At 56.8% G+C, this 25,474-nt stretch carries 24 protein-coding genes and 1 tRNA gene; 12 read left to right on the forward strand and 13 right to left on the reverse strand.

Annotated features, from left to right (window positions below; genetic code table 11):
• Nucleotides 1–495: 495 nt before the first annotated feature.
• The 3 genes from GOX61_RS21345 to GOX61_RS21355 are packed head-to-tail and all read left to right on the forward strand — an operon-like array spanning nucleotide 496 to nucleotide 3,014.
• Nucleotides 496–1,245: a 5-oxoprolinase subunit B family protein gene (locus GOX61_RS21345; RefSeq protein WP_170336977.1), complete on the forward strand. Its 750-nt coding sequence runs from the start codon at nucleotides 496–498 to the stop codon at nucleotides 1,243–1,245.
• Nucleotides 1,242–2,240, forward strand: coding sequence for a biotin-dependent carboxyltransferase family protein (locus tag GOX61_RS21350; protein ID WP_170336979.1), 999 nt, complete (start codon nucleotides 1,242–1,244; stop codon nucleotides 2,238–2,240). The genes GOX61_RS21345 and GOX61_RS21350 overlap by 4 nt, the downstream gene beginning before the upstream one ends.
• Before the next feature lie 12 nt (nucleotides 2,241–2,252).
• The gene (locus tag GOX61_RS21355; protein WP_170336980.1) at nucleotides 2,253–3,014 is read left to right on the forward strand and encodes a LamB/YcsF family protein; all 762 of its coding nucleotides are present in this window, start codon (nucleotides 2,253–2,255) and stop codon (nucleotides 3,012–3,014) included.
• 70 nt (nucleotides 3,015–3,084) lie between these two features.
• Here the strand turns inward: GOX61_RS21355 and GOX61_RS21360 are convergent, their stop codons facing one another.
• Both GOX61_RS21360 and GOX61_RS21365 read right to left on the reverse strand, forming a co-directional pair.
• Nucleotides 3,085–4,485 (reverse strand): D-alanyl-D-alanine carboxypeptidase family protein, encoded by a 1,401-nt coding sequence (locus GOX61_RS21360; protein ID WP_170336982.1) that lies wholly within the window; start codon nucleotides 4,483–4,485, stop codon nucleotides 3,085–3,087.
• 281 nt (nucleotides 4,486–4,766) lie between these two features.
• A complete protein-coding gene (locus GOX61_RS21365; RefSeq protein WP_170336984.1) occupies nucleotides 4,767–5,468 on the reverse strand; it encodes an HAD family hydrolase in 702 nt (233 codons plus the stop codon).
• A gap of 92 nt (nucleotides 5,469–5,560) precedes the next feature.
• Between GOX61_RS21365 and clpS the strand changes: the two genes are divergently transcribed.
• From clpS to hemF, 4 genes are read left to right on the forward strand one after another with little or no spacing between them, the layout of a single operon-like run.
• Nucleotides 5,561–5,902, forward strand: coding sequence for an ATP-dependent Clp protease adapter ClpS (gene clpS, locus GOX61_RS21370; protein WP_155143000.1), 342 nt, complete (start codon nucleotides 5,561–5,563; stop codon nucleotides 5,900–5,902).
• Between the two features lie 50 nt (nucleotides 5,903–5,952).
• Entirely contained in the window at nucleotides 5,953–6,918 is a 966-nt protein-coding gene (locus GOX61_RS21375; RefSeq protein WP_170336986.1) for a class I SAM-dependent methyltransferase, read from the forward strand.
• A 37-nt stretch (nucleotides 6,919–6,955) separates the two neighbouring features.
• Nucleotides 6,956–7,756 (forward strand): SDR family NAD(P)-dependent oxidoreductase, encoded by an 801-nt coding sequence (locus tag GOX61_RS21380; protein ID WP_170336988.1) that lies wholly within the window; start codon nucleotides 6,956–6,958, stop codon nucleotides 7,754–7,756.
• Nucleotides 7,757–7,761: 5 nt separating this feature from the next.
• On the forward strand, nucleotides 7,762–8,646 hold the full coding sequence (hemF, locus tag GOX61_RS21385) for an oxygen-dependent coproporphyrinogen oxidase (protein WP_170336990.1): 885 nt from the start codon (nucleotides 7,762–7,764) through the stop codon (nucleotides 8,644–8,646).
• Between the two features lie 9 nt (nucleotides 8,647–8,655).
• On the opposite strand, the gene GOX61_RS21390 is transcribed toward hemF, so the two are convergent.
• On the reverse strand, nucleotides 8,656–9,054 hold the full coding sequence (locus GOX61_RS21390) for a hypothetical protein (protein WP_367646994.1): 399 nt from the start codon (nucleotides 9,052–9,054) through the stop codon (nucleotides 8,656–8,658).
• A gap of 186 nt (nucleotides 9,055–9,240) precedes the next feature.
• Between GOX61_RS21390 and GOX61_RS21395 the strand changes: the two genes are divergently transcribed.
• Nucleotides 9,241–9,756: a toxin-activating lysine-acyltransferase gene (locus GOX61_RS21395; RefSeq protein WP_254436940.1), complete on the forward strand. Its 516-nt coding sequence runs from the start codon at nucleotides 9,241–9,243 to the stop codon at nucleotides 9,754–9,756.
• A 1-nt stretch (nucleotide 9,757) separates the two neighbouring features.
• A complete protein-coding gene (locus GOX61_RS21400) occupies nucleotides 9,758–10,666 on the forward strand; it encodes a Hint domain-containing protein (RefSeq protein ID WP_170336993.1) in 909 nt (302 codons plus the stop codon).
• 2 nt (nucleotides 10,667–10,668) lie between these two features.
• Here GOX61_RS21400 and modC read toward each other — a convergent pair whose 3' ends face one another.
• Genes modC through modA form a run of 3 tightly spaced genes read right to left on the reverse strand, consistent with a single transcriptional unit; the run spans nucleotide 10,669 to nucleotide 13,243 of the window.
• Nucleotides 10,669–11,775: a molybdenum ABC transporter ATP-binding protein gene (gene modC / locus GOX61_RS21405; protein ID WP_155142996.1), complete on the reverse strand. Its 1,107-nt coding sequence runs from the start codon at nucleotides 11,773–11,775 to the stop codon at nucleotides 10,669–10,671.
• Complete coding sequence (gene modB / locus GOX61_RS21410) at nucleotides 11,772–12,464, reverse strand: molybdate ABC transporter permease subunit (RefSeq protein ID WP_170336995.1); 693 nt, start codon at nucleotides 12,462–12,464, stop codon at nucleotides 11,772–11,774. The genes modC and modB overlap by 4 nt, the downstream gene beginning before the upstream one ends.
• Nucleotides 12,464–13,243 (reverse strand): molybdate ABC transporter substrate-binding protein, encoded by a 780-nt coding sequence (modA, locus tag GOX61_RS21415; RefSeq protein WP_170336997.1) that lies wholly within the window; start codon nucleotides 13,241–13,243, stop codon nucleotides 12,464–12,466. Before modA ends, modB begins: the two co-directional genes overlap by 1 nt.
• Nucleotides 13,244–13,494: 251 nt before the next feature.
• Here modA and GOX61_RS21420 point away from each other — a divergent pair.
• Nucleotides 13,495–13,570 (forward strand) — tRNA-Val (locus tag GOX61_RS21420).
• Nucleotides 13,571–14,369: 799 nt separating this feature from the next.
• Here GOX61_RS21420 and GOX61_RS21425 read toward each other — a convergent pair.
• The 5 genes from GOX61_RS21425 to GOX61_RS21445 all read right to left on the reverse strand — a co-directional run bounded on the left by GOX61_RS21425 (nucleotide 14,370) and on the right by GOX61_RS21445 (nucleotide 21,549).
• Nucleotides 14,370–14,615, reverse strand: a complete 246-nt coding sequence (locus GOX61_RS21425) for a MoaD/ThiS family protein (protein ID WP_170336999.1) — start codon at nucleotides 14,613–14,615, stop codon at nucleotides 14,370–14,372.
• Nucleotides 14,608–16,866 carry a xanthine dehydrogenase family protein molybdopterin-binding subunit gene (locus tag GOX61_RS21430; protein ID WP_170337018.1) on the reverse strand — a complete coding sequence of 753 codons (2,259 nt, stop codon included), beginning with the start codon at nucleotides 16,864–16,866 and terminating at the stop codon, nucleotides 14,608–14,610. The genes GOX61_RS21425 and GOX61_RS21430 overlap by 8 nt, the downstream gene beginning before the upstream one ends.
• Nucleotides 16,866–17,345, reverse strand: a complete 480-nt coding sequence (locus tag GOX61_RS21435) for a (2Fe-2S)-binding protein (RefSeq protein ID WP_155142991.1) — start codon at nucleotides 17,343–17,345, stop codon at nucleotides 16,866–16,868. The genes GOX61_RS21430 and GOX61_RS21435 overlap by 1 nt, the downstream gene beginning before the upstream one ends.
• On the reverse strand, nucleotides 17,342–18,208 hold the full coding sequence (locus tag GOX61_RS21440; protein WP_170337020.1) for an FAD binding domain-containing protein: 867 nt from the start codon (nucleotides 18,206–18,208) through the stop codon (nucleotides 17,342–17,344). The genes GOX61_RS21435 and GOX61_RS21440 overlap by 4 nt, the downstream gene beginning before the upstream one ends.
• A 128-nt stretch (nucleotides 18,209–18,336) precedes the next feature.
• Nucleotides 18,337–21,549, reverse strand: coding sequence for a reductive dehalogenase (locus GOX61_RS21445; RefSeq protein ID WP_170337022.1), 3,213 nt, complete (start codon nucleotides 21,547–21,549; stop codon nucleotides 18,337–18,339).
• Between the two features lie 75 nt (nucleotides 21,550–21,624).
• On the opposite strand from GOX61_RS21445, the gene GOX61_RS21450 reads away from it, so the two are divergent.
• Complete coding sequence (locus GOX61_RS21450; RefSeq protein WP_170337024.1) at nucleotides 21,625–22,527, forward strand: LysR family transcriptional regulator; 903 nt, start codon at nucleotides 21,625–21,627, stop codon at nucleotides 22,525–22,527.
• On the opposite strand, the gene GOX61_RS21455 is transcribed toward GOX61_RS21450, so the two are convergent.
• A complete protein-coding gene (locus tag GOX61_RS21455; protein WP_170337026.1) occupies nucleotides 22,518–23,369 on the reverse strand; it encodes a LysR substrate-binding domain-containing protein in 852 nt (283 codons plus the stop codon). The genes GOX61_RS21450 and GOX61_RS21455 overlap by 10 nt on opposite strands.
• A 103-nt stretch (nucleotides 23,370–23,472) precedes the next feature.
• On the opposite strand from GOX61_RS21455, the gene GOX61_RS21460 reads away from it, so the two are divergent.
• Nucleotides 23,473–24,177 carry an SDR family oxidoreductase gene (locus GOX61_RS21460; RefSeq protein WP_155142961.1) on the forward strand — a complete coding sequence of 235 codons (705 nt, stop codon included), beginning with the start codon at nucleotides 23,473–23,475 and terminating at the stop codon, nucleotides 24,175–24,177.
• A 4-nt stretch (nucleotides 24,178–24,181) separates the two neighbouring features.
• Here the strand turns inward: GOX61_RS21460 and GOX61_RS21465 are convergent, their stop codons facing one another.
• Nucleotides 24,182–25,453, reverse strand: a complete 1,272-nt coding sequence (locus GOX61_RS21465) for an NAD(P)/FAD-dependent oxidoreductase (protein ID WP_170337028.1) — start codon at nucleotides 25,451–25,453, stop codon at nucleotides 24,182–24,184.
• Nucleotides 25,454–25,474: the final 21 nt, after the last annotated feature.

A 25,474-nucleotide genomic window follows, 5' to 3' on the forward strand; every position in this document is an offset into this window, starting at 1 on the left:
CGTCAGGCCGTCTCTCCGACCCGTCAGCACCGCCTCAGCAGCGCCGGTGAAGGGGGTTCTAAGGATAACCAACAAAAGCCGCAAGTGGAAAATTACGTTCTGCGCGATTTTTTTGCCTTTTTCTTTTAAATATAAATAAAACAATAAGTTACATGCAGCTCACGATAGTCGATAACCATCAAAAGTACGATTAACCCCACAACAGTTAAGCCTGATCAGATTGGGTGGAAAGGGATCAGCACAAGATATAGAGGATCGGCGCAAACTCCCCACAAGAAGCCGCGAGTCAGATTGGGCGAGTCGTAGTGAGTCTTGCGATTCCAAAGCGCTGAAAATGGCAATCAGCACTCGGATACTCCGTCGAGTTTACTAAATAGATCTGCACGTACTCATTGGCTCATAAATTTGTATCTTGCTGCGGCAATGTCTTGCACACGCGACAATGATGCGTTCAGGTTCCCGAACAATCGAAACTGAACCAGCTGCAGAACAACGATGACACCTGCTGATCCCTTTCCACTGGTACGGACTGTTGGCTTTGACGGCATTCTGGTGACCTACGCCGATACGATGACAGAACCTTCGAACCGAGCGGCACTTGCGTTTCGAGCGGAGGTTGAACGACAGCAATGGAAAGGTGTGATCGAAACCTCAGCTTCGCTTGCATCGACCTATATAAGGTTCGACCCCCAGCTTTTGCCTCATAGTGATGTAGAGAGCCGCGTTCACGGATTACTGGCTCAGCAGGATTGGTACAGCGCTCCCCTTCCATCGGGGCGTAAGCTGTGGCGGGTGCCGACTGTTTATGGCACCGACCTCGCCCCTCAGCTTGAAGAGGCCGCCGCAGCGGCTGGCCTGTCACCCGCCGAGGCGATCCAGCGGCTTGGGCAGTCTCGGGTACGTGTACTGACGATCGGCTTTGCACCAGGTCAACCTTATCTTGGACCGCTGGGTCCCGAGTTCAACATTCCCCGATTGCAGGAACTGACACCGATGGTACCTGAGGGCGCATTGGTTCTGGCAATTTCTCAATTCGTTTTGTTCTCCGGCCCCACCCCGACAGGATGGCGTCATGTTGGCCAGACGGCATTTCGCTGCTTCCAGCCGGATAGCGATCAGAGCTTTGCCCTGAACCCGGGGGATGAAATGCAGTTTGAACCCATTTCAAAGGAACAGCTGGAACACATTAAGGCCAACAACGCTGATGGCACCGGTGGCGCAACCTGTAAGGAGATTGCGGAATGAGTCTGGTCGTTCATCGCATAGGCCCTGCTTGCACTGTGCAGGATCAGGGTCGATCAGGGTATCTGGATCAGGGATTGTCCCGTTCCGGTGCAGCGGACATTCCAGCCCTGCACGAAGGGGCAGCGCTGCTGGGACAGAGCCCGAGCCATGCAGCTCTGGAAATGGCGGGAATGGGTGGTGAGTTCGAAGCGACGCAAAACACCCGCGTCGCCCTTACCGGTGCACCGATGCAGGCAAGCATCGATGGCAGTCCAATTGCCTGGAATGCCTCACACCTGTTGGAACAGGGACAGCGACTGGTGATCGGGGCGACGCTGCAAGGTAACTATGGCTATCTGCATCTTGGAGGTGGGATTAATACCAAGGTTTTTCTGGGGTCCCGCTCGACCCATCTGACTGCTAAGATCGGTCGCCCCGTACAGGTAGGTGACACTATTCCCAAAGGAACCGATACCGGAGAAACGGGCATGAAACTGCGCCCTGACGAGCGGTTTTCAGGCGGCTTGCTGCGGGTCGTCCAAAGTTTTCAGACCGGCCTGTTCGACGACACCACCCTGGATCGCTTTACCAGCACCGAGTTTAAACGCGGCGCTCGTGCTAATCGGATGGGCATGCAGCTGGAAAGCGAAGGCGAAGGCTTTGCCGCAAAAGGCCAGCTGAACATTCTGTCCGAAGTGATCACGCCCGGAGACATTCAAATGACGGGAACGGGGAATCCGTTCATCCTGCTTCCGGAATGTCAGACCACCGGCGGTTATCCCCGCATCGCCACGGTACTGCCCTGTGACCTGCCCCGTGCCGCGCAAACACCGGCAGGTGGCACCTTGCGGTTTGAGTTTGTAACCTTGGAAGAAGCCGTGGCGCTTCAGTCCGCCTGTCGGGCAGAGCTTGCGCGCCTGCCAAATCGGGTCGAGGCATTGGTGCGCGATCCACATGACATCCCGGACCTGCTGTCCTACCAATTGATCGGCGGAGTGATCTCTGCCACCGACTAAGGAGACTTACCGATGCCTCGCGTCGATCTGAATGCCGATATGGGTGAAAGCTTTGGCCCCTGGAAAATGGGGGACGATGAAAGCCTGCTGAAAATCATCACCTCCGCCAACATCGCCTGCGGCTTCCACGCGGGCGACCCGGATGTGATGGCAAAGACGATGACCACTGCAGCCGAAAACGGGGTCGGCATTGGCGCGCATCCCGGTTTTCCGGACCTTCAGGGTTTTGGACGCCGCAACATGAAAGTGCCGCATGACAGCTTGCGGAACCTGGTGCGGTATCAGCTGGGCGCTGCCATGGGCATGGCAACGGCCGTCGGTACAAGAGTACGCCATCTGAAACTGCACGGAGCACTGGCAAACATGTGCTCGGTTGATGTGGATATGGCGCGCGCCTGCTATCAGGGCGCGCTGGATGTGGATCCGGACATCATCATCATGGTCCTAGCGGTCACCAAACAGGAAGAGGCTGTGCGCGAACTGGGGTGCAAATGGGTGGGCGAGATTTTTGCCGACCGCGCCTATAATGACGACGGCACCCTGGTCGATCGCAGCCTTCCGGGTGCGGTGATTCATGATGCCGAGATTGCCGGTCCACGCATTCTGAACATGGTCCGTGAAGGTGCGATTATCACCGAAAGCGGTAAGCGGCTGGAATCCTCGATCGACACGATCTGTCTGCATGGTGACGGACCAACCGCAGTTCAGATCGCAAAATCCGTTCGTGAAAACCTGATTGCAGGTGGTGTAGAGGTTACCAAATTCACGCGGTAGCCTTGCGGCAAAAAAAGGGCTGCGAAATTCCTTTCGCAGCCAATCACCATCCAGGAGAGAATGCCGGGCCTTATGATGGCCCGATCATGAAACAGGTAACGTTGCGTGCTTGAAGGCGGCGGCAGGCCAGATCTGCCTGTTCGCGGGTCATACCCTGAAAAGTCGCCTCGAAACCACGAGAGCTTCGGTTCACCTTGCGCAGAGTCCCTTCCAGAGTGGTCATTTCTGACAGCGCGGTTTTCAGCAAGATCTTTTCCGCTTCGTAGCGGGTTGTGTAGCGACCTACGTTGACGCCCCAGAGATGCCCGCCTGACGTAGACAGGCGTGTTACGACCTCTTGTTCGGGTTCCGGCTGCTCGGCGGGTTGGGTTGATGCAAGCACCAGATTGTCGGGCCGTAGCGCGGGGCGCGTATCGGCGTTTTCAACAGGCGGGGCTGTTGGTGCTATATCAGCTGCCGCAATGGCTGCTGCAATGCCATCCTGAATACGCGCGCCATTCTTGGCGGCAGTTTCCGCCACAGCGCTGGCAACCTGAAGGCCCGCACCGGCACCGGGCCGCAAAACTGGCCGCAAGCTTTTCTTGGGCGCGCCAACCAGGCGCACAATCTTGGTCGCGTCACCGAGGCCGGTGTTGCCGGCATAAGCAGGGCGCGACGGTTTGCGGATCGGTGCGCGCGAGGGTGCGCGGCGGAAACCCAGGTCCAGCAACTCAGCTACTTTGGCGTTGCGCGAAGCACCCGATTTGCCACCAAAGACGGTAGCGATGATGCGTTCATCCTTGCGCTTGGCCGACGCAACCAGATTGAACCCGGCTGCACGGGTGTAGCCAGTCTTGATCCCGTCCGCCCCTTTATAGGCTGCCAACAGACGGCGGTTCGTGTTCGGAACTGTTTTGATACCCGCATGAGTCGATTGCCGCGAGAACAGGTTGTAGTACTGCGGGTAGTCATAAAGCAGGTGACGGCCCAGTGTAGTCATGTCGCGTGCCGTCGAAAGATGGCCCGATTCAGTCAGACCATGCGCGTTCTTGAACGTGGTGCGGCTCATCCCCATCGCCTTGGCCGTGCGGGTCATGCGACGTGCAAAGGCGGCCTCGGATCCGCTGATCGCGATTCCGATTGCGGTTGCCGCATCATTGGCCGATTTCACGGCCGCCGCGCGGATCAGATAACGAAATGCAATGGTCTGCCCTGTACGCAAGCCCAGTTTCGACGGCGGCTCGGATGAGGCCTTTTTGGTAATACGAACCGGTGTGTCCAGGGTAATCTCGCCATTTCGCACCGCCTCAAATGCGATGTAGAGCGTCATCATTTTTGTCAGCGATGCCGGATGCAGCCGCGTGTCAGCATTGCGGGAATGCAATACCTCTCCGGTACGCGCATCGATTACCATCGCCGCATAAGGTGCTGAGATGGCCTGCAATGGCGCCAAGACTAGCAGCCATAGCATAGCTATAAGGATAAAGCCCATTCGGGCCGGAACTGTCCGCCGAATCTGCACGATCTTTGCCTCTGTCTGCCTCGCGCCGCCGGGTTTTCCCGGTCAGCTAATCTTGTTTTATTGTGGTTCAGGCTAACACAGAGGGTGGCCGAAATAAACCGAAAGGTGAAATTTCCACACCAATGTTATCGTTTCAGGTAGCACTATATCTGGCGATTGAGCATGCGCGACCTACCAAACAGGCGATATTGCCGAAAACAAGGCGCAGTGGGATTTCGAATTTTTCAAAACTGAGACCATTGCGCAACAGATCAGGGAATCTCCCGAACAAGCGATGCCAGGCCACCCAGATTCCGCAGTTCGCGAAATCTGGGATTATCAACCGGAACATCTGCGTGCTCGATCTCCCATACCATTCCGTGCGGGACGTAGACACCCCAACACCCAGCCTGAATCGGTGCGACCACATCCGAGCGCACCGAGTTACCCACCATCATCGACGCCCCCGGACCGTCACCGTGGCGCTCAAAGATCGTACGATAGGTGTCTGATGTCTTTTCCGAGACGATCTCGACCTCATCAAACAATTCACCCAGACCCGATTGCGCAAGCTTGCGTTCCTGATCGATCAAATCTCCCTTGGTTATCAGCAACACACGATAAGAGTGCGCGACAGATTCGATCGCCTCCCGAGCATGGGGCAGCAGTTCAATCGGATGGGCCAGCATCTCTTGCCCGGCCTCAACCAACTGACGAATAACGGCTGCAGGCACCTTGTCCTCAGTCACCTCGATCGCAGTTTCGATCATCGACAATGTGAAGCCTTTGATTCCGTACCCATAGTGCCGGATGTTGCGCTTTTCCGCCGCAAGCAATCGATCCATCAGGTGATCACGCTCGGCATGATCGGCAAGCAGATCCGCGAAATACGCCTGCGTCAGCTGAAAAAACCGCTCATTATGCCAAAGAGTGTCGTCTGCATCGAAGCCTATGGTTGTCAGCTTGTCTTCCATTCCGATTACGTCCAGTCCCTCTTTCCTCTGGATACGGTGACGTTATATAAGCCAACAGATAAACCGAAGCTTGAATCGGAAACTCACTAGAAATGCTCGAAACCCAGTGGATGATGTCTGACAAGTCGGACGAGGATGGCGATACGTCAATCCTTGTTCAGACGAAGCCCAAGACCAAGCGTCCTCCGTTGTACAAAGTTCTGCTGCTGAATGACGATTACACGCCGATGGAATTCGTCGTGCACGTTCTCGAGCGTTTCTTCTCGATGACGCATGCGCAGGCGTTTGAAATCATGCTGACGGTGCACAAAAAAGGTGTGGCCGTCGTGGGCGTGTTCAGTCACGAAATCGCCGAGACCAAGGTCGGTCAGGTGATGGATTTTGCGCGTCGGCATCAACATCCGCTTCAGTGCACAATGGAACGGGAAGAGTAAGGCGGCAGAGCGGACGATAGCCCGCGCCAGACCTTTTGCAGGAATTACCTATGTCCCCTCGCCTCAGCCTTGCATTGGAAAGCGGTCTGACGTTGTCACAGCCCGTGTCAGTCTTGGCGCCCACATCAGATCACGATCTGTCTGAATTGCCGCGCGAGACGCAGGTGGTTCAACCCTTCAAGCCCTTTCACGATCATTTCGAGGCGCAGGGTTTTGCAGCCACGCCTGCAGCGGATGACCCCTGTCAGGATGCGATTGTCTTTCTGCCTCGCGCCAAGGCGCTTGCCCGTGCTCTGGTACACCAGGCGTGTCACCGCGCCAGTGGGACTGTCGTCGTGGACGGTGCAAAAACCGATGGCGTAGACAGCTTGCTGAAAGACATTCGCAAGCGGGTTCCGGTTGAAGGGCCCATTGCCAAGGCCCACGGCAAAATCTTCTGGTTTCAATCCGACCCAGCGGCGTTCTCCGATTGGGCCGCGGCAGAAACGCAGCAGGCGGATGGGTTTCAGACCGCACCCGGTGTGTTTTCTGCGGATGGGATCGATCCGGCCTCGGCTCTGCTACTGAAAGCTTTACCCATAAAGCTGGGTTCACGGGTAGCCGATCTGGGCGCCGGATGGGGCTATTTGTCAGCAGGTTTGCTGAAGGACGACAGCATCCGTGCATTGCATCTGGTCGAGGCAGACCATACCGCCCTGGATTGCGCGCGCGCCAACGTGACAGATTCTCGTGCCCAGTTTTATTGGGCAGATGCCGTCACATGGAACGCTCCGGAACCGATAGATACCGTCATCATGAACCCACCGTTCCACACTTCCCGCAGTGCTGACCCGGCACTTGGACAGGGGTTCATCAGCGCGGCAGCGCGCAATCTGGTCCGTTCGGGTCACCTATGGATGGTGGCCAACCGCCATCTGCCCTACGAAGCAACCCTGAGCGACATGTTTGCGCAGGTCGATGAGGTAGCCGGAGACAATCGGTTCAAGGTTTTTCATGCCTCTCGCCCTCGGCGATAAGGCCCGCTAACCTGCGCCACAACTCAGGAGGATTCGAATGTCCTTTTCCATAGCTGGCAAAACAGCAATCGTTACCGGCGGAGCAAATGGGATCGGCCTGGCCATCGGGCGTCACTTTGCGGATGCCGGGGCTAACGTCATGTTCGCCGACATGGATGAAAAGCGCCTGCTCGAGGAGCTGGGTGAACAGGCCGATGACAGCAATATCCGCTATTTTGCAGGCGATCTTCGTGAAAAGCTGACAATCGCGAACCTGCTTTCAGCGACATTGGACGCCTTCGATCAGGTCGACATTCTGATCAACGGTGCCCGGCAGGTCATACCCTCTGATCCGCTGGACATGGAGGACGACTCGGTTCGCACCCTGCTGAACCAGAACCTCATGCCGGCCTTGCGGCTGAGCCAGCTGGTTTCGAAGCGTATGATCAAGCAAGCTGGTGACGATGATGAAAACCCAGCCGGTTCCATCATCAATCTGTCCTCAATTGCCGCGCGTCGCACTCATCCGGACCTGATGGCCTATTCGGTTTCAACGGCGGCTCTGGATCAGATGACCAGGTCTTTGGCTGTTGCCCTGGCCCCGAACCGGATTCGCGTGAACTCAATCGCGCTGGGTTCGGTAATGAGCGCATCATTGCAATCTACCCTGAAAGAGAACCGGGATTTCCGGGACGATATCGAAAAGCACACACCGTTGGCGCGTATCGCTGCGCCCAATGAACTGGTTGAAACCGCACAATTCCTGGCCTCGGACGCGGCGGGTTTCATGACCGGACAAATCCTGACAATCGACGGCGGCCGCACCCTGCTGGACCCGGTCGCTGCCCCTGCACATTAAGACCCATGTTTGAAACTGAAAAAGCCACTGCTGCAGCCTGGTTCCGTGAGCTGCGCGATGACATCGTCACCGCCTTTGAAGCGCTTGAAGACAGCCACGAGGCTGGACCGTTCTCGGATGCAAAGCCCGGCCGGTTCGAAGTCAAGGAAACCAGACGCCAATCCGATGACGGTTCGGACGCAGGCGGCGGACTAATGTCGGTGATGCGCGGTGGACGTGTATTCGAGAAGGTCGGTGTCAACGTCTCGACCGTTTATGGAACACTGGGTGAGCGCGCCCAGCAAGCAATGGCTGCGCGCAAGGGCATTCCGGGCATGAAGGATGACCCAAGGTTCTGGGCCTCGGGGATCAGTCTGGTCGCGCATATGCAGAATCCGCATGTCCCGGCGGTCCATATGAACACGCGTATGTTCTGGACCCCCCATGCCTGGTGGTTTGGCGGCGGCTCCGATCTGAACCCGTGCATCGAATATGATGACGACACAGCGCATTTTCATGCGATGCAAAAGGCGCATCTGGATCCGCATGGCCCCGGCCACTACCCGCGTCTGAAGGAATGGGCGGACGAGTACTTTTATATCCCACACCGCAAGCGTGCGCGTGGAGTTGGCGGCATTTTCATGGACGATTATTGCACCGGGGACTGGCAGGCCGACTTTGCGCTGACGCAGGATATCGGGCGTGCGTTTCTGCCGGCCTTCCTGCCCCTCGTCGAAAAGCGCCGAGTTCAGGGCTTCGGCGAAGACGACAAGAACACGCAACTGGTGCACCGTGGCCTCTATGCCGAATACAACCTTGTCTATGACCGGGGCACCAAATTCGGGCTGGAAACCGGACACGATCCGGACGCGGTTCTGATGAGCCTGCCACCTCTGGCCAAATGGGTCTGAACCTCGGGCTCAGAAACCCAGATCCATGAAGTTGTCGTAGCAATACCCCTGCGCAGACGCAGCCGTCATGTTCGCCCCTACCCGTTTGACGGTGACAGAATAGCCTGGACTTGTGTCAGCCCCGGCCGGCGGTGTCAGGGAGAACTGGACCGTCCGCACGCCAGGCTCATATGCCCTGTAGATATAGATGCGCTGCGTGGCAGACGTTCTGAGGGTGCGGATGGCAAAATCGCCGATCCCGCACCAATAGGTGACGGGCGCGGTGCTACCGCTGGTTGCCACTTCGTAAACACCGCCATCCATCGGAGTAACCGTTGTCTGGTAGGCGGGCCTTATGCCGACGCCAAACCCTATGGCGGACGCAAATCCCGGTACCAAAATCAGCGAGATCAAAGTGCTTATCTTCACCAAGCGGTTCATAATAAATCCAATCCCAAGAATTCTTGTTTGAGATCGATAATAGATGGCGCGCCGGTTGAGTAAAGCCGGACAGGCCACGTACAAGGGTCATTGACCCAAATCGCGCTCAGCCAAAAAGCTATCATTTCAACAATTTGCGCGCTAACATCGCGATATGTTTGTTTGTTGAGGTGCATGTTGAGCAAGACGTTTCCAAAGGACTGGTTCGATATTTCGCCCGAGAAATACGCGGATTTCGGTGCTTTGTTTTATCTTGCCGGACTGACCAAAACGCATCAAAAACGCAGCCTCGCTCAGGTTCTTTATGCCTTTGAAACGCCCCTTCGATTGGGCCAGTATCATATCTTTCGCCAGAACGGTTTTCCCCGCGGGTTCGTTACCTTTGCCGGCCTCAGCCCCGATGCCGAATACAAATATGCGGTTCAGGAAAAAGCGCTGACAGACACGGATTTCACAAGCGGATCTTCATTCTGGATTGTCGATCTTGTTGCCCCGTTTGGACAGACCAGCCAGATGGTGGATATTCTCAAACGTGAAATCCCCCATCCACGCGTCCGGACCAACAGAATGGATAGCGATCTGACCCGGAACAGGATCGTTGAATGGACCCGGGACGACGCAGGCGAAGTACATATGCGGCTGTATAAGAAAAAGGAGTTTGCACAGGCGCTGAAAGAGGAAGGATCCTAGAATGGTCTCAATCATCGGCGACACAACAGGTTCGGTAACCGGTGACCCACCGAATGTTGCGGACGGTGATCTGGGCATAACCAGCGGGTTCCCGATCATTTCTCAGGACTGGGAAATTCAAACGCCGCCTGCATTCGGCACAGCGACCATTGATCCTGCGACTGGGGAATGGACCTACACCGTTGATCCTACTTTCTTTGATGATCTGGACAATGGAGAGATCGTTACCGACACGTTCACCGTGCAGGTAACTGCGGTTGTCAGCGTGTTTGGCTTCCCGGTTGAGGACATCCAAACGCAGCAAATCACAATCACCATTGAAGGCGTCTGCTTCACCGCAGGCACGCTGATAAATGCGCGGGATGGCCCGTGCCTCATCGAAAACTTGCGCGTAGGCGATCTTGTCGTCACCGAAGATCACGGATTGCAACCGATCCGATGGATCGAAGGCCGTCAGATGAGTGCTGAACACTTGCGCGCAAACCCGGCGATGCGACCGGTTCGAATTGCTGCAGGAAGTCTTGGCCCCGGCTTGCCAAAGCGTGATTTGCTCGTGTCGCAGCAGCACCGTGTCCTTGTCCGTGGCCCCAAAGTTGAGCTGTTGTTTGGCGCCTCCGAAGCTTTGGTTGCTGCCAAGCACCTGTGCTCATGGCCCGGGATTTCCGTCGATACATCGGATAAGCCAGTTGAATACATGCATATCCTGCTGGATCGTCACGAAATCCTGATGGCCGAAAGCGCCCCGGCCGAGAGTTTGTTTCTGGGCGAAGAAGCGCTGCACACACTATCGTCGGATGGGTTGCAGGAACTGGCCGAAATCTTTCCTGACCGGCCAGCTTCTGACGGAATGAGCTTTGGGCGCGCAGCGCGGGTCATTCTGCGTGAACACGAAGCGCGGGCACTGGCCTGAGATCAGGCCTGCCCGTTCGCAGCAACGCGCCCGCCAACATCCTGCGGGGCCAGCGCGACCGTCTTGATAACCGCATAACAGGGATGACCGGGCGCAAGTCCGAGCGCCGAGACCGAACGGCGTGTCACGCGCGCCAGTATGGCACCAGCCGGCGTTTGAACCGACACGATTGCCCCCGGCCCTTCGCCTGCCCGGATCGTATCGACTGTTCCTTCCAACACATTCAGCGCCGACAGACCTTCCGGTTTTCGATCTGACAGAATGACCTCTTGGGCCGGAATGCGGATACGCAACTGTTCCCCAACACGATGCGGAATCTTTGGCAGGAACAAACGGCTACCCCCTGCCTCAAGCTCGGTCAGCCCGTCCGCATGATGTTCTGCAACCTTAACCCGCAACACCGCACCAACTGCTCGAACACCGGCGGGGGCAACAGAGGGGTCTGCCAACACCTCGGACGCCGGACCATGACGCAGAGCCTTTCCATCCTGTAGCGCCACTACCGAAGTAGCCAACCGTGCAACTTCTGCGGCCGAATGCGTGACGTAAAGGATCGGAACTGACACTTCGTCCCTCAATCGCTCGAAATAAGGGAGGATTTCCGCCTTTCGGGCATCATCCAGCGCTGCCAAAGGCTCATCTGCCAAAATTAGGCGGGGGCTGGCCAGTAAGGCACGACCAATCGCTACCCTTTGTTTCTCACCGCCCGACAGTTTAGCGGGGCGGCGGTCCAGCAGATGACCAATCCCCAGCATTTCGATAACTTTGTCCGGGTTTTCGCGTTGCGCATTTCTGGGCGCGAACCAGCGCCCGAATGCCAGATTTTGGCGAACCGTCAAATGCGGAAACAGCCTACCTTCCTGAAAGATATATCCCAGACGCCGCCGATGCGGTGGCAGCCACAATCCTTTGTCGGTGTCGAAAAGAACCCAGTCATCTACGGCAACCCGACCTGCCTGTGGTCGCAGCAATCCGGCGACCGCGTCAACGATCGTCGTCTTTCCCGAACCGGATCGTCCGAATAGAACCGTTACGCCAGGCGGTGCATCAAAACTCAGATCCAGTTCGATCCCCGGCAGGCTGTGTTTCAAACGGACGGATAAGCTCATGATCCGGCCACCCGCGCAGCTGCACGCCGACCAACATACTCAGACAGCAGCAAGGCACCCATCGCTATGATGATGGAAATGATGACCAAGCGGGTCGCCGCCTCCTCCCCTCCCGGCACCTGCAAGAAGGCATAGACAGCCGAAGGTAATGTCTGCGTTTGACCCGGAATGTTCGACACGAATGTGATGGTCGCCCCAAACTCACCCATCGCCTTGGCGAAAGCGAGGATCGCACCAGCAATGATCCCCGGCAGAATCATGGGTAAGGTCACGGTGGCAAAGACAAACGGTTGCGAGGCCCCAAGGGTAGCACCAGCCTGTTCAAGCTTGGGGTCGACCGCTTCGATCGACAGCCGGATCGCCCTCACCATCAGCGGAAATGCCATGATCCCTGCTGCAAGCGCAGCTCCGGTCCAACGAAAGGCAACAACGATGCCGATTTCCGCCAGAAGTTTCCCTAACGGTCCCTGCACACCAAATGTCAAAAGCAACAGATAGCCTGTCACTACAGGCGGAAGGATCAACGGCAGGTGCACAAGACCGTTCAATAGTTGCCGCCCCGGGAACCGCCATCGAGCAAGGGCATAGGCCACAAATATTCCCAACGGGAGCGTTGCGAGCGTCGCCCAGAAGGATACGCGCAGCGAAAGCCTCAGCGCTTCCAGCTCTGCGGGGCCGAGCCATCCCATTATTGCGCACCCGGCAGAGAAAACCCCTGCTCCAGAAAGATGGCCTGCGCTTCTTCGGACTGCAGATAGCTCAGAAAGTCCCGTGCACCCTGTGCGGCGGATTTCGTCATGGCCGCCGGATAAATGATCGGCGCATGGGACCCGGAGGGGATCGTCCCAACAACGCGGACCTGTTCCTCTGCCTGCGCATCAGAACGGTAAACTATGCCCAGAGGTGACGCCCCGGTGGCAACCAACGCAAGAGCTGCACGAACATTGTCTGCCTGCGCGACTTTGCCTTGAACACCATCCCAAAGGCCCAGATTCTGTAAAGCTGTCTTTCCATAGATCCCTGCCGGCACGGCATCGACAAGGGCCATCGCCAGATATCCACCCTTCAACTCTGATTGCAGGTCATAATCCGCGCTGAGTTCGCCAGTTTCCGACTGACCCGAACCGCCAATCAACACCAAACCATTGCCCAGCAGATCGATCCGGGAATCAGCTTCGATCCTGTCGTGATCCTCAAGGTAATCCATCCATTCGACATTGGCCGAGATGAACACATCTGCAGGGGCACCAAGCTGTATCTGGCGTGCCAGAACCGATGATGCCGCGTAAGAGATCGTGACGTCTTGCCCCGATTGTTCTTCGAAATCCGTGGCAATCTCATCAAGCGCGGTTTTCAGACTGGCCGCTGCAAATACCAGCGTTTCTTCGGCTGCTGCCCGAATCGGGACCAAGGCCAAAGCGCAAATCGACAGCATTGCGAACAGATGGCGGCATGCGCCGGGCTGCATCCTGTGCTCTCCCGTTCGGAAAGTAACTCTCTCAGGGAATATCGGAGGCAGCCGGGCACAAGCAAGGTCATTTGCGGAACTGCAAAGGCGTATGCGGCGGAAAAGACAGCACATCCCGACGGTTCGGGGGCGAATTGCGGACACATTCACTGGCACAAACCCGCAATCGGTTATTTTCTGCAAAACTTGTGCAAGAATTTATGCCTGACCCTCTTGCGCCCGCCCTCAGGCTTGGCTAAATCCCCCCTCACGGGTGATTAGCTCAGTTGGTAGAGCGCTTCGTTTACACCGAAGATGTCGGGAGTTCGAGTCTCTCATCACCCACCATCGACTTTCATTGAAAATCAATCCGGTAGTAGATATCGCGCCACAGGATGTTTGGCAGTGTACTACTGATCATATTACACTTTCCCGCTATGCCTTGGCAAAGGAACACGGCTTTTCAATGCTCACTATACTGGCTTTGTCCAACTCAATCGGCGATTCTCAAGAATCCTGACCGGTTTAGGTATACCGCCAGCTCCCCTTTGCAGCGTTCATCGATCTCAGGATGTCGCACAGATCTTAGCTCCCACCCGAACAGGCTGCGTCGCGAGTGGGTGCGGCGAATATCTTTGTTCCGAAACCCAAAGCGGCGACGATCAATAGCTCTCGAATGGCCGTTGTTTGACGTAGTCCTCACCTTCTCTCTAAACCCAGCGCCTATTGGTGGCGCCCAGAGAAGTGGAGCTAAGACAATTAGCAATCGCCGGGTGACACGCCGTCCCGTTCAGCACTGTGCTGAGCGTTTTGTAAGAGACGCTCGATCATGAACTTGTCGGTTAAGTGACAGGCTTTGTGAGGCTTCTTTATGTGGACAGTTCGCGGCCAGGAGCCTGTCCTATACATCCGCGAGCGTCATTGGGGCATGCGATTTACGGCGAGAAATTTAGAAAGTCACAAATATATGACAAGTTCTCGCAATACTTATGCCAATATTGCAATACATATGAGATCAACCCTGCCGAGCTGTTTGTTGGTGTTTTTTTTAACGAGGGGGTACTTCGGCGGGATCAGGGGTGAGAGCGTGTTGGCATTCCAAACTGCTGTACACAGCTCTCCCCCGACTTAACAAAATACTACCAATCTATCCGCCCCGAAGCCTTTGCATCAAATAAATCTCAGCCCCTTCCGGGATCGCCTCTGACAAGCCGCTGGCGATGATGCGCCCGTCGATGGCTACGGAAACACCCGCGTCGATCGGGGCCTGCAACTGTGGATAAACCCGCACCAAAGCACGCAGCAATTCTCCTGTGGTGGCGGCCTCGACCTCCACCACCTGCTTGCCCCCGGTCAAAGACCGGAGGCCAGACCAAAGGTGAACCTCAACCATCTTCCTTCAGCGCAGCAAGGATACGTGGTGGGGACATTGGCAACTGCCGCATGCGGACACCTGCAGCCTTGGACACAGCGTTAGCGATCGCTGCCAGCGGCGGCACGATGCCGGTTTCACCCACACCTCGCACGCCGAATGGATGGCCCGGGTTGGGCACCTCTACAATCACCGTGTCGATCATTGGCAGGTCGCTGGCGACAGGGATGCGGTAGTCGAGGAAGATCGAGTTCTGCAAACGACCATTATCCCCATAGACATACTCTTCGTTGAGCGCCCAGCCGATGCCCTGTGCGGCACCACCCTGATATTGCCCCTCGACGTAGTCCGGGTGGATCGCCTTACCCGCATCCTGAATGACGGTGTAGCGGGTTACGCTGGTTTTGCCGGTTTCCGGATCAACCTCGGCATCGACAATATGCGTACCGAAAGAGACGCCTGCGCCTTCCGGGGTAGCCTCAAAATGTCCCGAGATCGGCCCACCCGTTGAACCCATGTCTGCGGTGATATCAGCCAGCGGCATGGGATCGAAGTCACCTGCATTCGGGCCAGAAGGCACGGCATGGCCGTTTTCCCATTTCACCGCGTCGGCGGGGATACCCCATTTGGCGGCCGCCCGTTCGCAGAGCTTTTCGACAGCACTACGTGCGGCCTTGATTGTCGCCAAGCCACTGGCATAGGTCACGCGGCTGCCATGGGATACGTCATTATAGCCCAGCGTTGCAGTGTCCGCGACGGTCACACGGATGTTCTCATAAGGGATGCCCAGCACCTCGGCTGCCATCAGTGCCATTGAGGCGCGCGAACCACCAATATCGGGCGTTCCGACCATCAACTGTGCAGAACCATCCTCAGATAGTGCCAGCGAGACAGATGTCTCACCACCATGGTTGAACCAGAAGCCGCAGGAAATGCCGCGCCCCTGCCCCGGTTTCAGCGGGGCTGAGTAATGCGGATGCGCCTTGGCGGCCTCCAGCGTTTCAACAAGCCCGATACGTTCATACCGTGGGCCATAGCTGGCTTTGGTTCCTTCATGTGCCGCGTTTTTCAGACGCACATCCACCGGATCGAGCCCCAGCTTGTTGCACAGCTCATCCAGAACCGATTCCACTGCAAACGCGCCCATCGGCGCACCAGGCGCACGATACGCGGCCTGTTTGGGACGGTTGGACATCACATCATAACCAACCTGCCGCACATTGGTCAGGTTGTAGGGCGCAAAGGCGCACATAGCGGTCATATCGCCGGGTGCACCCGGGAAGGCCCCACCTTGCAGGCGGAATACGCCTTGCGCAGCAGTTATCGTGCCATCCTTCTTCATGCCGATTTTGACGTCCATCGAAGCCGATGCGGTCGGTCCGGTCGCGCGGAATACCTCGGAGCGGTTCATGACGATCTTAACCGGGCGATTGGCTTTGCGGGACAGGGCCAGCGCAACGGGCTCGATAAAGACAGTGGTCTTTCCGCCAAATCCGCCACCAATCTCGGATGCCGTCACGCGAAGCTGCGAGGTCTCAATTCCCAGCAGAGCAGCACAGGTTTTCTGTGCAATCCAATGTCCCTGCGTTGTACACCACAGCTCACCTTTGCCGTCATTGCCCAGCGTCGCAAGGCAGGCATGAGGCTCAATGTAACCTTGGTGCGTTGCCTCGGTGACAAAACTGTCTTCAATAACCAGATCGGCCTCAGCAAATCCCGCCTCGACATCGCCATGCCCACTTTCATGGTAACGTACGACATTTGGATGCATCCCTTCGGGAACCGAGTAATCGGCCGCGCCTTCGCGGATGACCGGCGCGTCGGGCTCCATTGCCTTGTCCACATCCGTCACATGAGGCAGGACTTCGTATTCCACTTCGATCAGCTTGAGCGCGTCCCGCGCGGCCAACGCCGATGTCGCTGCAATTGCTGCCACAGCATGACCGTCATACAGCGCCTTTTCGCCCGCCATGACGTTTTCCAGGACGTTCCAGAACTCTCCTTCAAGACCGGGCTTGAACTCAACCTTGTCGGAAAAATCCACACGGGTGACGACGGCCTTCACATCCTTGTGCGCTTCGGCCCGCGAAGTATCGATACTGATGATGCGTGCATGTGCATGAGGTGAGCGCAGAATGGCACCGTGCAACATGCCGGGCGCATAAGCGTCCGCTCCGAACTTGGCACGGCCGGTCACTTTGTCCAGGCCATCAGGACGGTCGGGGCGCGTTCCTACAAATTTGAAATCTGATTTGCGATCATCGAGTGCCATTACGAAGCCTCCCGCAGTTCAGCAGCCGTATCCATCACGGCGCGGATAATCTTGTCGTACCCGGTGCAGCGGCAAAGGTTGCCTGCCAGCCAGTAACGCGCTTCTTCCTCGGTCGGGTTAGGGTTCTTTTCCAACAGCGACTTGGCCGCGACCAGAACACCAGGGGTGCAAACGCCACACTGAAGAGCTGCATGTTCGATAAAGTTCTTCTGCAGCGGGTGCAGAACATCACCATCAGAGATGCCTTCGACCGTTTCGATCTGCTTGCCCTCGGCCTCAACCCCCAGCATCAGGCAGGAACACACCAGACGGCCATCAACCGTGACCGAACAGGCCCCGCAATCCCCGGTTCCGCAGCCTTCCTTGGCGCCGGTCAGGTTCAGCTTGTCGCGCAGACAATCCAGCAGGGTTTCGCGTGGATCGCACAGATACTCGACCGTATCTCCGTTCACGGTCGTGGATACGTGGAACTTGCTCATGCTTGCTCTCCCTTCGCACGGGCATAGGCAGTCTTTGCGGCGCGCTTGGTAAGCACACCTGCAACTTCGGTGCGGAATTCAACAGTACCGCGCTTGTCGTTGATCGGGTTGCAGGCTGCTGAAGCAGCCGCAGCCAAAGTTTCAAGCGCTGCGTCATCAAGCGTGGTGCCGATGATCGCCTTGGCGCATTCGTCAACCAGCAAGACAGTCGGCGCAACCGCACCCAGCGATACTCGGGCTTCAGCGATTGTATCCCCATCCAGACGCAGGTTCACCCCAACGCCGACGACAGCGATGTCCATCTCGGTGCGCGGAATGAAGCGCAGATACGCATCGCCACCATTTGCGCCGCGCGCCGGAATGTTCAGAGCAGATATCAACTCGCCTTTGGCCAGCGAGGTACGACCCGGGGCGGTGGGAATATCTTCGACAGCGACCTCGCGTGTGCCGTCGGGGCCGGTCACCGTAACGGTCACCCCGGCCGCCACCATCGCCGGTACGGAATCAGCAGCCGGTGAGGCATTGCATAGATTACCGGTCAAAGTTGCCCGCCCCTGAACCTGTGTCGAACCGATCAGATCCATCGCCTCGACTACACCGGGCCAATCGCTGACCAGCTCGGCATGTTCGCTCATCTCTGCTCCGGTAGCTGCGACACCCAGTGTCCAGCTGCCGTCTGCAATGCGGGTGATATCCGATACACCATTGATTTTCTTGATGTCGATAAGCGTATCAGGCGTCACAAGTTCTGATCGCAGCTGCACCAGAACATCGGTGCCGCCTGCCAGAAATCTTGTTACGCCCGTAGCGTTCGCAGCCAGAGCCGATGCCTCGGCGAAACTGGCGGGGCTGTGATAATCCATGAATTTACCTCGCGCCTGTTGATCAGGGTTCACTGGGGTTCGAGGTGGACGTTAGTGCAGCAACCCTGCCGCGTCCATGGCAGGAGCGACCAAATTTTCACAGCCGATATGTCGTTTCCTGACCAAGCTCAAAGATCGATCTCTACCACACCCCCGGCTTCGGCAGCGCGACTCTGACACAGGATCATCGCACCTTCGCGCTGTTTATTGGAAAGGACAAAGTCGCGATGCTCAATCTCCCCGGAAATCACGCCGCATTTACAGACACCGCAAATTCCGTCTGCACATTTGACATCCACATGTATGCCCGCCTCATTCAGCACCTGTGCTGCGTCCTTATTGGCTGGCACTGGAAGCTCGCGACCCGATTGATTGAGTCTGAGCGTAAACGGATGATTCTCATATTCCGGCTGCTCCGGAACTGAGAAATACTCGAGATGTCGCGCTTCGTCCGGGAAACCCTGCTTTTCAGCGGCCAGGATGACTCCATCCATATAGCGATCGGGTCCACAGGTGTAGACATGCCATCCCGGCTGATACCCCGACAGAACAACATCCAGATCCGCACGGGTACCTTCATCCGAGAAATGATAGTGTACGCGATCGGCCCACGGCATAGAGGCAAGGTCATCCAGATAACCTGCACCCTGTCGCGTGCTGGCCGAATAGTGCAGCTCAAAATCTTTGCCCAGCGCATACAGGCGATGCGCAAAAGCAATCATCGGAGTAATGCCGATACCGCCCCCCATCAGGAACGTCTTTGCAGCAGATTCATCCAGATCAAAATGGTTGATGGGTTTCGAAATGAAGACCTTGCGCCCCTCGTTGAAGATACGGTGCAGCAACGCTGAACCACCGCGGCCTTTATCCTCTCGCAACACGCCAATCTGGTATATGCTGCGATCAGACGGATCACCCGACATTGAATACTGTCGCAGAAATTCCGGAGCCACCAGCACGTCCAGATGCGCCCCTGCCGTCCATTCCGGAAGCGGGGCACTGTTCATCGCCGAGAACTCATACTTGGTCACATCAGCGGTCATCTTATCGACTTTGGTCAGTTCCACCCGCATTACCGGTGCATCGCCAGCAATCTGGTATCGATGAACAACTGACATATCGCCTGCCGCCACGCGGGATTTGTATTCCTCCGCTGTGACCATCGCCTCATAAGCGGCAATTCCGGCTTCGCGATCCATCGCAAATGGATAGGGCCAAGGATGTGGGGCGAGATATGCCGGGTATACCGCCAGTGTCTGATCTTCATATTTCAGATCCAGATCCCTTTGCAGATCGCGCCGGTTCAGTGGCTGCTCTGTCGGTCGATAGGCACCGTCCGACTGCAACTCCAAATCCCACCACCATTTCTTGGTATCATTCAGCCCACCGTTGCCAACGGCATCGTCCAGCTTCGCCAGAACCGGAGCCGCAGACGGAATGTTCATCGCCGCCCAACGGAACGGGCGCTCCTTGAAAATACCTTCGAGGTTCCATGGGCAGGTTTTCATGCAGCGCCCACACATCGCGCCCCCCGGCGTGGTGATCCTGTAGGTGGCACATTTCTGGCTGTCGGATTTCCAGATTTCGTAGCCGTTGAACATCAGTTTCGGTCCAGCGGTGATCGCACCCGAAGGGCATTCGCGTGCGCATTTATTGCAGCTTTCACAAAAGCTCTGCAGGCCGAAATCAATCGGTTTGTCATGTTCCATCGGCATGTCGGTTGTCACGACGCCGGATTTGAGGCGTGGGCCCAAATAGGGGTTCAGGATCACCTCACCAATGCGCGAGACCTCTCCCAATCCGCTGAGCAGCAATAGTGGCGGCTGCAGCACTTCACCATCCATCACCGTATGCGCCTTGGCCTTGTAGCCGAGATTGCGGATCTGCTGGGCAATCACGCCGCCCAGCAGCGAGAACCGCAGATAGGCCCGCATGGATTGCGCAACGCTGATCCAGTCGTCACCCGACGCGCCTTCCATGGTTTCATAGCCCTGATCAATGATCATGCTGATCGCCTGATCATGAGGTGGTACAATCTCTTCCCCCGTCGCGTCGTGGGAATACCAGCTCCATTCCGGGCAACGGCTGAGGCCAACAGCATCAACACCCAGAAAATAGCTCGCTGCCTTGAGGTTCGCGGCACTGCGTTCGGAGTCTTTGGGTTTGCTGACCTCAGCACTTTCGCCATCCTGCAGCAGGACAAACGCCCCCAATGCCCGACGCTGCGCGAAACTGGGTGCGGCCTTGCGCACATAATACCCGCCCTTGGCGCTGTCCTGCAGTGTCTTACCCATATCGCCGAACTGGGCGCGTGCGAACATGTCGGCGCGCTTGGGTACCCGCGCGACATTTGCTTCGTCGATGTAAGTGGTCGGATCGTCGACACGTTTGAGGTTCTCAAACGGATGCGCGCCATCCATGTATCGCCGTTTGGCGTAGGGATCGCGATTCAGGGCATTCTTGGCAAAGCCTGCCCCCAACCACCAGGCCGGGCCTTGCGTTCGAAACCAGGGCTGCTGCGCCATCGGGGCCAGCGGCAGGTCGTGGGCAATATCCATCTCGGTCGTGACTGCCGCCAAACCAAAGCGCCACCCTAACCAAGGTGCGACCAGCCCATCAACCTCTGACGATACCAGCCCGGCAGCCACGGCAAGTTTGCCCAGGTCAACTTCTGACGACATGGCGGTATGTGCCCGTGCATCAAAGCCAAGCAGGCGAATGTAATTGGCAATGACGACGGCGTTTTCAGTCGCTAGCAGACACGCCCGATGATCCTGAGCATCCAGTATCCAATCCGCGCCAGGCTCAGATGGATCGGGATCTCGGTTGTGTTCATACAGAAATACGATGGCATGACGATGTGTGTCGATCGAACCCGGCGTCGCCTCCATGCTTTCTTTCAGATCGGCCATGATCACATCGATGCCAGAAGCCAGCGTTTTGGTTTGACGCGTCCTCAGCGCATGGGCCAGCCGATCGATATCCGGGTTCCGGCGCGGCGCATCTAGTAACGCCTCGGTTGGCAGGGGCCCACATCCAATCATCGAGGCATCATTGAAATACCCAAAGGCCTTCAGATGGTTTGCCCGCTCAAGCGGATCTGCGGGGACCTCGGACATCACCGTATTTACGAATCCATCCCGGATTGCATCCATCATGGCCTGAAACTCACCCATCGCGTTTACGATGCTTTCGGGTTGCTCGGGGCGATGAAAGCTAAGGTCCGGCATAGATGGCACCGAGCCAAGATCCGGCATATCGGCCTGACGCGCCAGTCGCTCCAGCGGATATGAACCCATATGAACCGGACGGTTTTTGTCTGAGAAAAAGCGGATCCCCATCGCGCGCCTCCTTTGGATGACAGTCACCTATAGCCCGGTGGACAACAAAACCACTCATGACTAGTCATATATGATATGAACAAAACTGATTTTACTGACCTCGATGGCAAAGTCCTGCGCACCTTTCTGACGATCCTCGAAGAGAGTTCGGTCTCAAAAGCTGCAGACCGACTGGGCGTCACGCAATCGGCAATCAGCCATACGCTGGCGAAGCTCAGGCTGGTTCTGGGCGACCCTTTGTTTGTCCGCTCGGGTCAGGGGCTGACCCCGACCGAACGCGCCCTGTCGCTGAAAGAACCGGTTCAACACGTACTGGATGGATTGCGTGCCTTGACGGAAGGGCGCCCTTTCGACCCGCTGTCAGAGGAGATCAGCGTCCAGATTGCCACCAACGACATGCCACGTGAACTGGTATTTCCGGAACTTTTGCGGACGGCACGTGCCGGTGGGGTAGGGCTGAAACTGGGCTTCATCCCGTCAGGTGTACCGTCCGCTGACATTCTGCGTAGTGACCGATGCCAGCTGATGTTGACGCCTCTGCCACCGGACGGCCCGGACATATTTCAGAAGCTCCTGATCACAAGTCCGCTCATGGTTTTCTACGATGGCGACCGGCGCGCGCCGCCAGACAACTGGCGATCTTATTGTGAAAGTGAACATGTCGAAGTGCGCTTTGCAGATGGGCGCAATGCGAGGGCCGTGATGCGTGGCGTCGATCAAAGTCAGATCCGCCCCGCCACCGTAACACTGCCAAATTTCAACGCGATCCCATCCTTCGTAAAAGGCAGCGACCTGATTTCAACCGACACGGCATTGATGAAGAACGGCCCATTGTCGTCACTGGATTGCGCGCCACTACCTTTCACGTGTGAACCTGTTTCGATCTACATGGTCTGGCATCAGCGCTCGACAAATGACCCGGCACATCGGTGGTTACGCCATCGCATCGAGGCGATCACGGCAGATCTTCAAGCCTGAGAAACAAGCCACTCGCGCATCAATCGCACCAATTCCGGCTGCCGTGGCTTTTTGGGATTAACGACAAAAAACTCGAGATCCTCCAGCAGCACTTCTGGCAACGGCTGCACCAAATCACCCGATGCAAGCTCGGATGCCACAAGCGGCTCATTCGCCAGCGCAAACCCCTGACCCGATATTGCCGCATCTATTGCAAGGCTGGTTTGGCTGAAACTCATCATTCGCGGTCTGCCAACTACGCCTGCACGTTCAAGAAACAATGGCCACAGACCATGCGAGTCGCTGAGCAGCAGATGATCCATCAGCTCAGACGGCTGCGATACGCTCTGTGCAAGTTCGGGATTACAAACCACGACAAACGCAGAGGTGAACAACGGTGTGGCTACAAGATCAGCAGCGAATGGTGCCCTACTTTGGCGAACGGCAATATCGATTCCGTCACTTTGGAAGTCAGCAATACGTTCCCGCGCGTCCACCTGAACCGAGATGTCCGGGTGTTTTGCCGTGAAATCCGATATTCGTGGTACCAGCCATTTCGAGGCAAAGCTTGGCGTCACAGATATCGCAATCTTTCTGTTACCCGACAGATCTTCGACAGCCTCTTCGATCAGGCGAAAGGCTCTGCGCAACGGGGAATGGAAGCGTCGGCCCGCCTCAGTCAGCCGCAATCCGCGTGGCAAGCGATCAAATAGCTGTTGCCCCAGTCTTGCCTCCAGCCCGCGCACCTGTTGGGCGACCGCACCTTGAGTAACCCCAAGCTCTTCTGCGGCGAGGCGAAAGTTGAGATGTCTGGCGGATGCTTCAAAGGCACGTATGGCGTTGAGTGGGGGAAGAGCGGTCATGACACTAAGCAGTAGATTTTCTACAGCATAGAGGCAGGAGAACTGATTGGTCAAACCCACCCGGAATGCACATTTTGACTGCAGACCTTTAATGGAGAGAACAATGACTGAAAAAGTTGCTCTGATCACCGCAGGCGGCAGTGGCATGGGTGCGGATTCCGCTCGTAGGCTGGCTGCAGATGGATTTAAAGTTGGCATCCTGTCTTCGTCGGGCAAAGGTGAGGCCTTAGCGCATGAGCTTGGTGGCGTCGGCGTTACAGGATCCAACCAATCCAATGATGACCTCAAGAAACTGGTCGATGCGGCCATGTCGCATTGGGGGCGTGTCGACGTTCTGGTCAACTCCGCCGGCCACGGACCGCGCGCACCAATTCTGGAGCTGACCGATGAGGACTGGCATACAGGGATGGATGTCTACTTCATGAATGCCGTTCGGCCGACTCGGCTTGTCACCCCGATCATGCAAGCCCAGGGTGGCGGTTCCATCATCAACATCTCGACCTTTGCCGCGTTCGAGCCTGATCCGGTTTTCCCGACATCGGGCGTTTTTCGTGCGGGGCTTGCAGCCTTCACCAAGCTCTATTCCGACAAACATGCAGCCGAAAACATCCGCATGAACAACGTCCTGCCCGGCTTCATCGATAGTTTGCCGGAAAAGGAAGAATTCCGCTCACGTATTCCGATGGGCCGGTATGGCAAAAGCTATGACGAAATCGCTTCGGTCGTTGCTTTGCTTGCTTCCGAGGGGGGCGCATACATCACCGGGCAGAACATCCGCGTGGACGGCGGTATTACCCGGTCGGTCTGAAGCTTCAGAACCGTGCCTTGATGAGATGCGTCAGCGCCGCGCCTGTTTCAAAATAGGCGCGGCGAAGTCCTGTCCACTTCTCGTGATATTCGGAGACTTCAGACACTGGTAGTTCGGTCAGATCATCGTTCAAAAGGCTTGCCGCCATCTGACGTCCGAACACGGTGCCTGGCCCGATTCCACGACCAGAAAATCCGTGCGCAGACAGGGCATTGGGTCCGATCCGTGTGATCTTGGGTATATGATCCGAGGTCATTGCGATGCGCCCATGCCAGCCCTCAACGAATGGCTGATCCGATAGCTGAGGATAAAGCTCGGCCAACTTGCGTCGCAGCCAGCCAACATGCGCCATCCGACCGGGTCGCTTCAGATCACCCATCCCCCCGATAATCAGACGCCCGCTTTGGTCCATGCGGAACGAGGTCATGATCAGCCCGGTATCCCAGCACCCTTCGCCAGATGGCAGAATGCTGGCACGCAGATTGTCCGATAGTGGCGCGGTGGCATACTGGAAATAATACACCGGCACGTAATCGGGCGCGGATTCTTGCAGGCCTGCGTGATACGCATTGGTTGCTTGTATCACGGACTTTGCGCGGATGGTTCCGCCTTGTGTGCTCAGGCTCCAGACGCCGTCCACCTGATGCATCGACCGGACAGGGCTTTGTTCAAATACTTGAGCCCCCGCAGCGATTGCCGCCCGAGCGAGGCCGCGTACATAAGCCAGCGGCTGGATGGTGCCAGCCCGCGGATCCAACAATGCCCCGTGAAACGATGCGCTGCCGGTTCTTTGACCCGCTGTTTCTGCAGACAGCAATTCGACCGGCGCGCCTGATGCCGAAAGTTGCCTATGGCGGGTCTGCAGATCCCGGAAGCCCGCAGCCGAATGCGCACAATGTAGCGTTCCATTCCTTACAGGTTCACAATCGATCCCATGTTCCTCGATCAATCGAAAAACGTCAGATGGTGCTTTACCCAGCAGTTCGATCAGCCGATCTCCGGCGATCTGGCCAAGATGCGCGCGAATTTCATCGGGCGGCAGCCAAAGGCCTGCATTCACCAACCCAACGTTGCGCCCCGATCCGCCATGACCGATCTGATGCGCCTCAAGCAAACAAACCGAAGCGCCAGTCTGTGCCGCATGGAGCGCTGCGGAACATCCCGTATAGCCCCCGCCGATGATAGCCAGATCAACCGTAATATCTTCGGACAGCGGGTCTGCGTCGACATGCTCGCTGCTGGTGTTTTGCCAGAGGGTATGGTCGGGGTCGCTCATATCAGACCTCAGTTCAGTTTT

It is taken from the genome of Ruegeria arenilitoris (assembly GCF_013030265.1).
Taxonomy (GTDB): domain Bacteria; phylum Pseudomonadota; class Alphaproteobacteria; order Rhodobacterales; family Rhodobacteraceae; genus Ruegeria; species Ruegeria arenilitoris_E.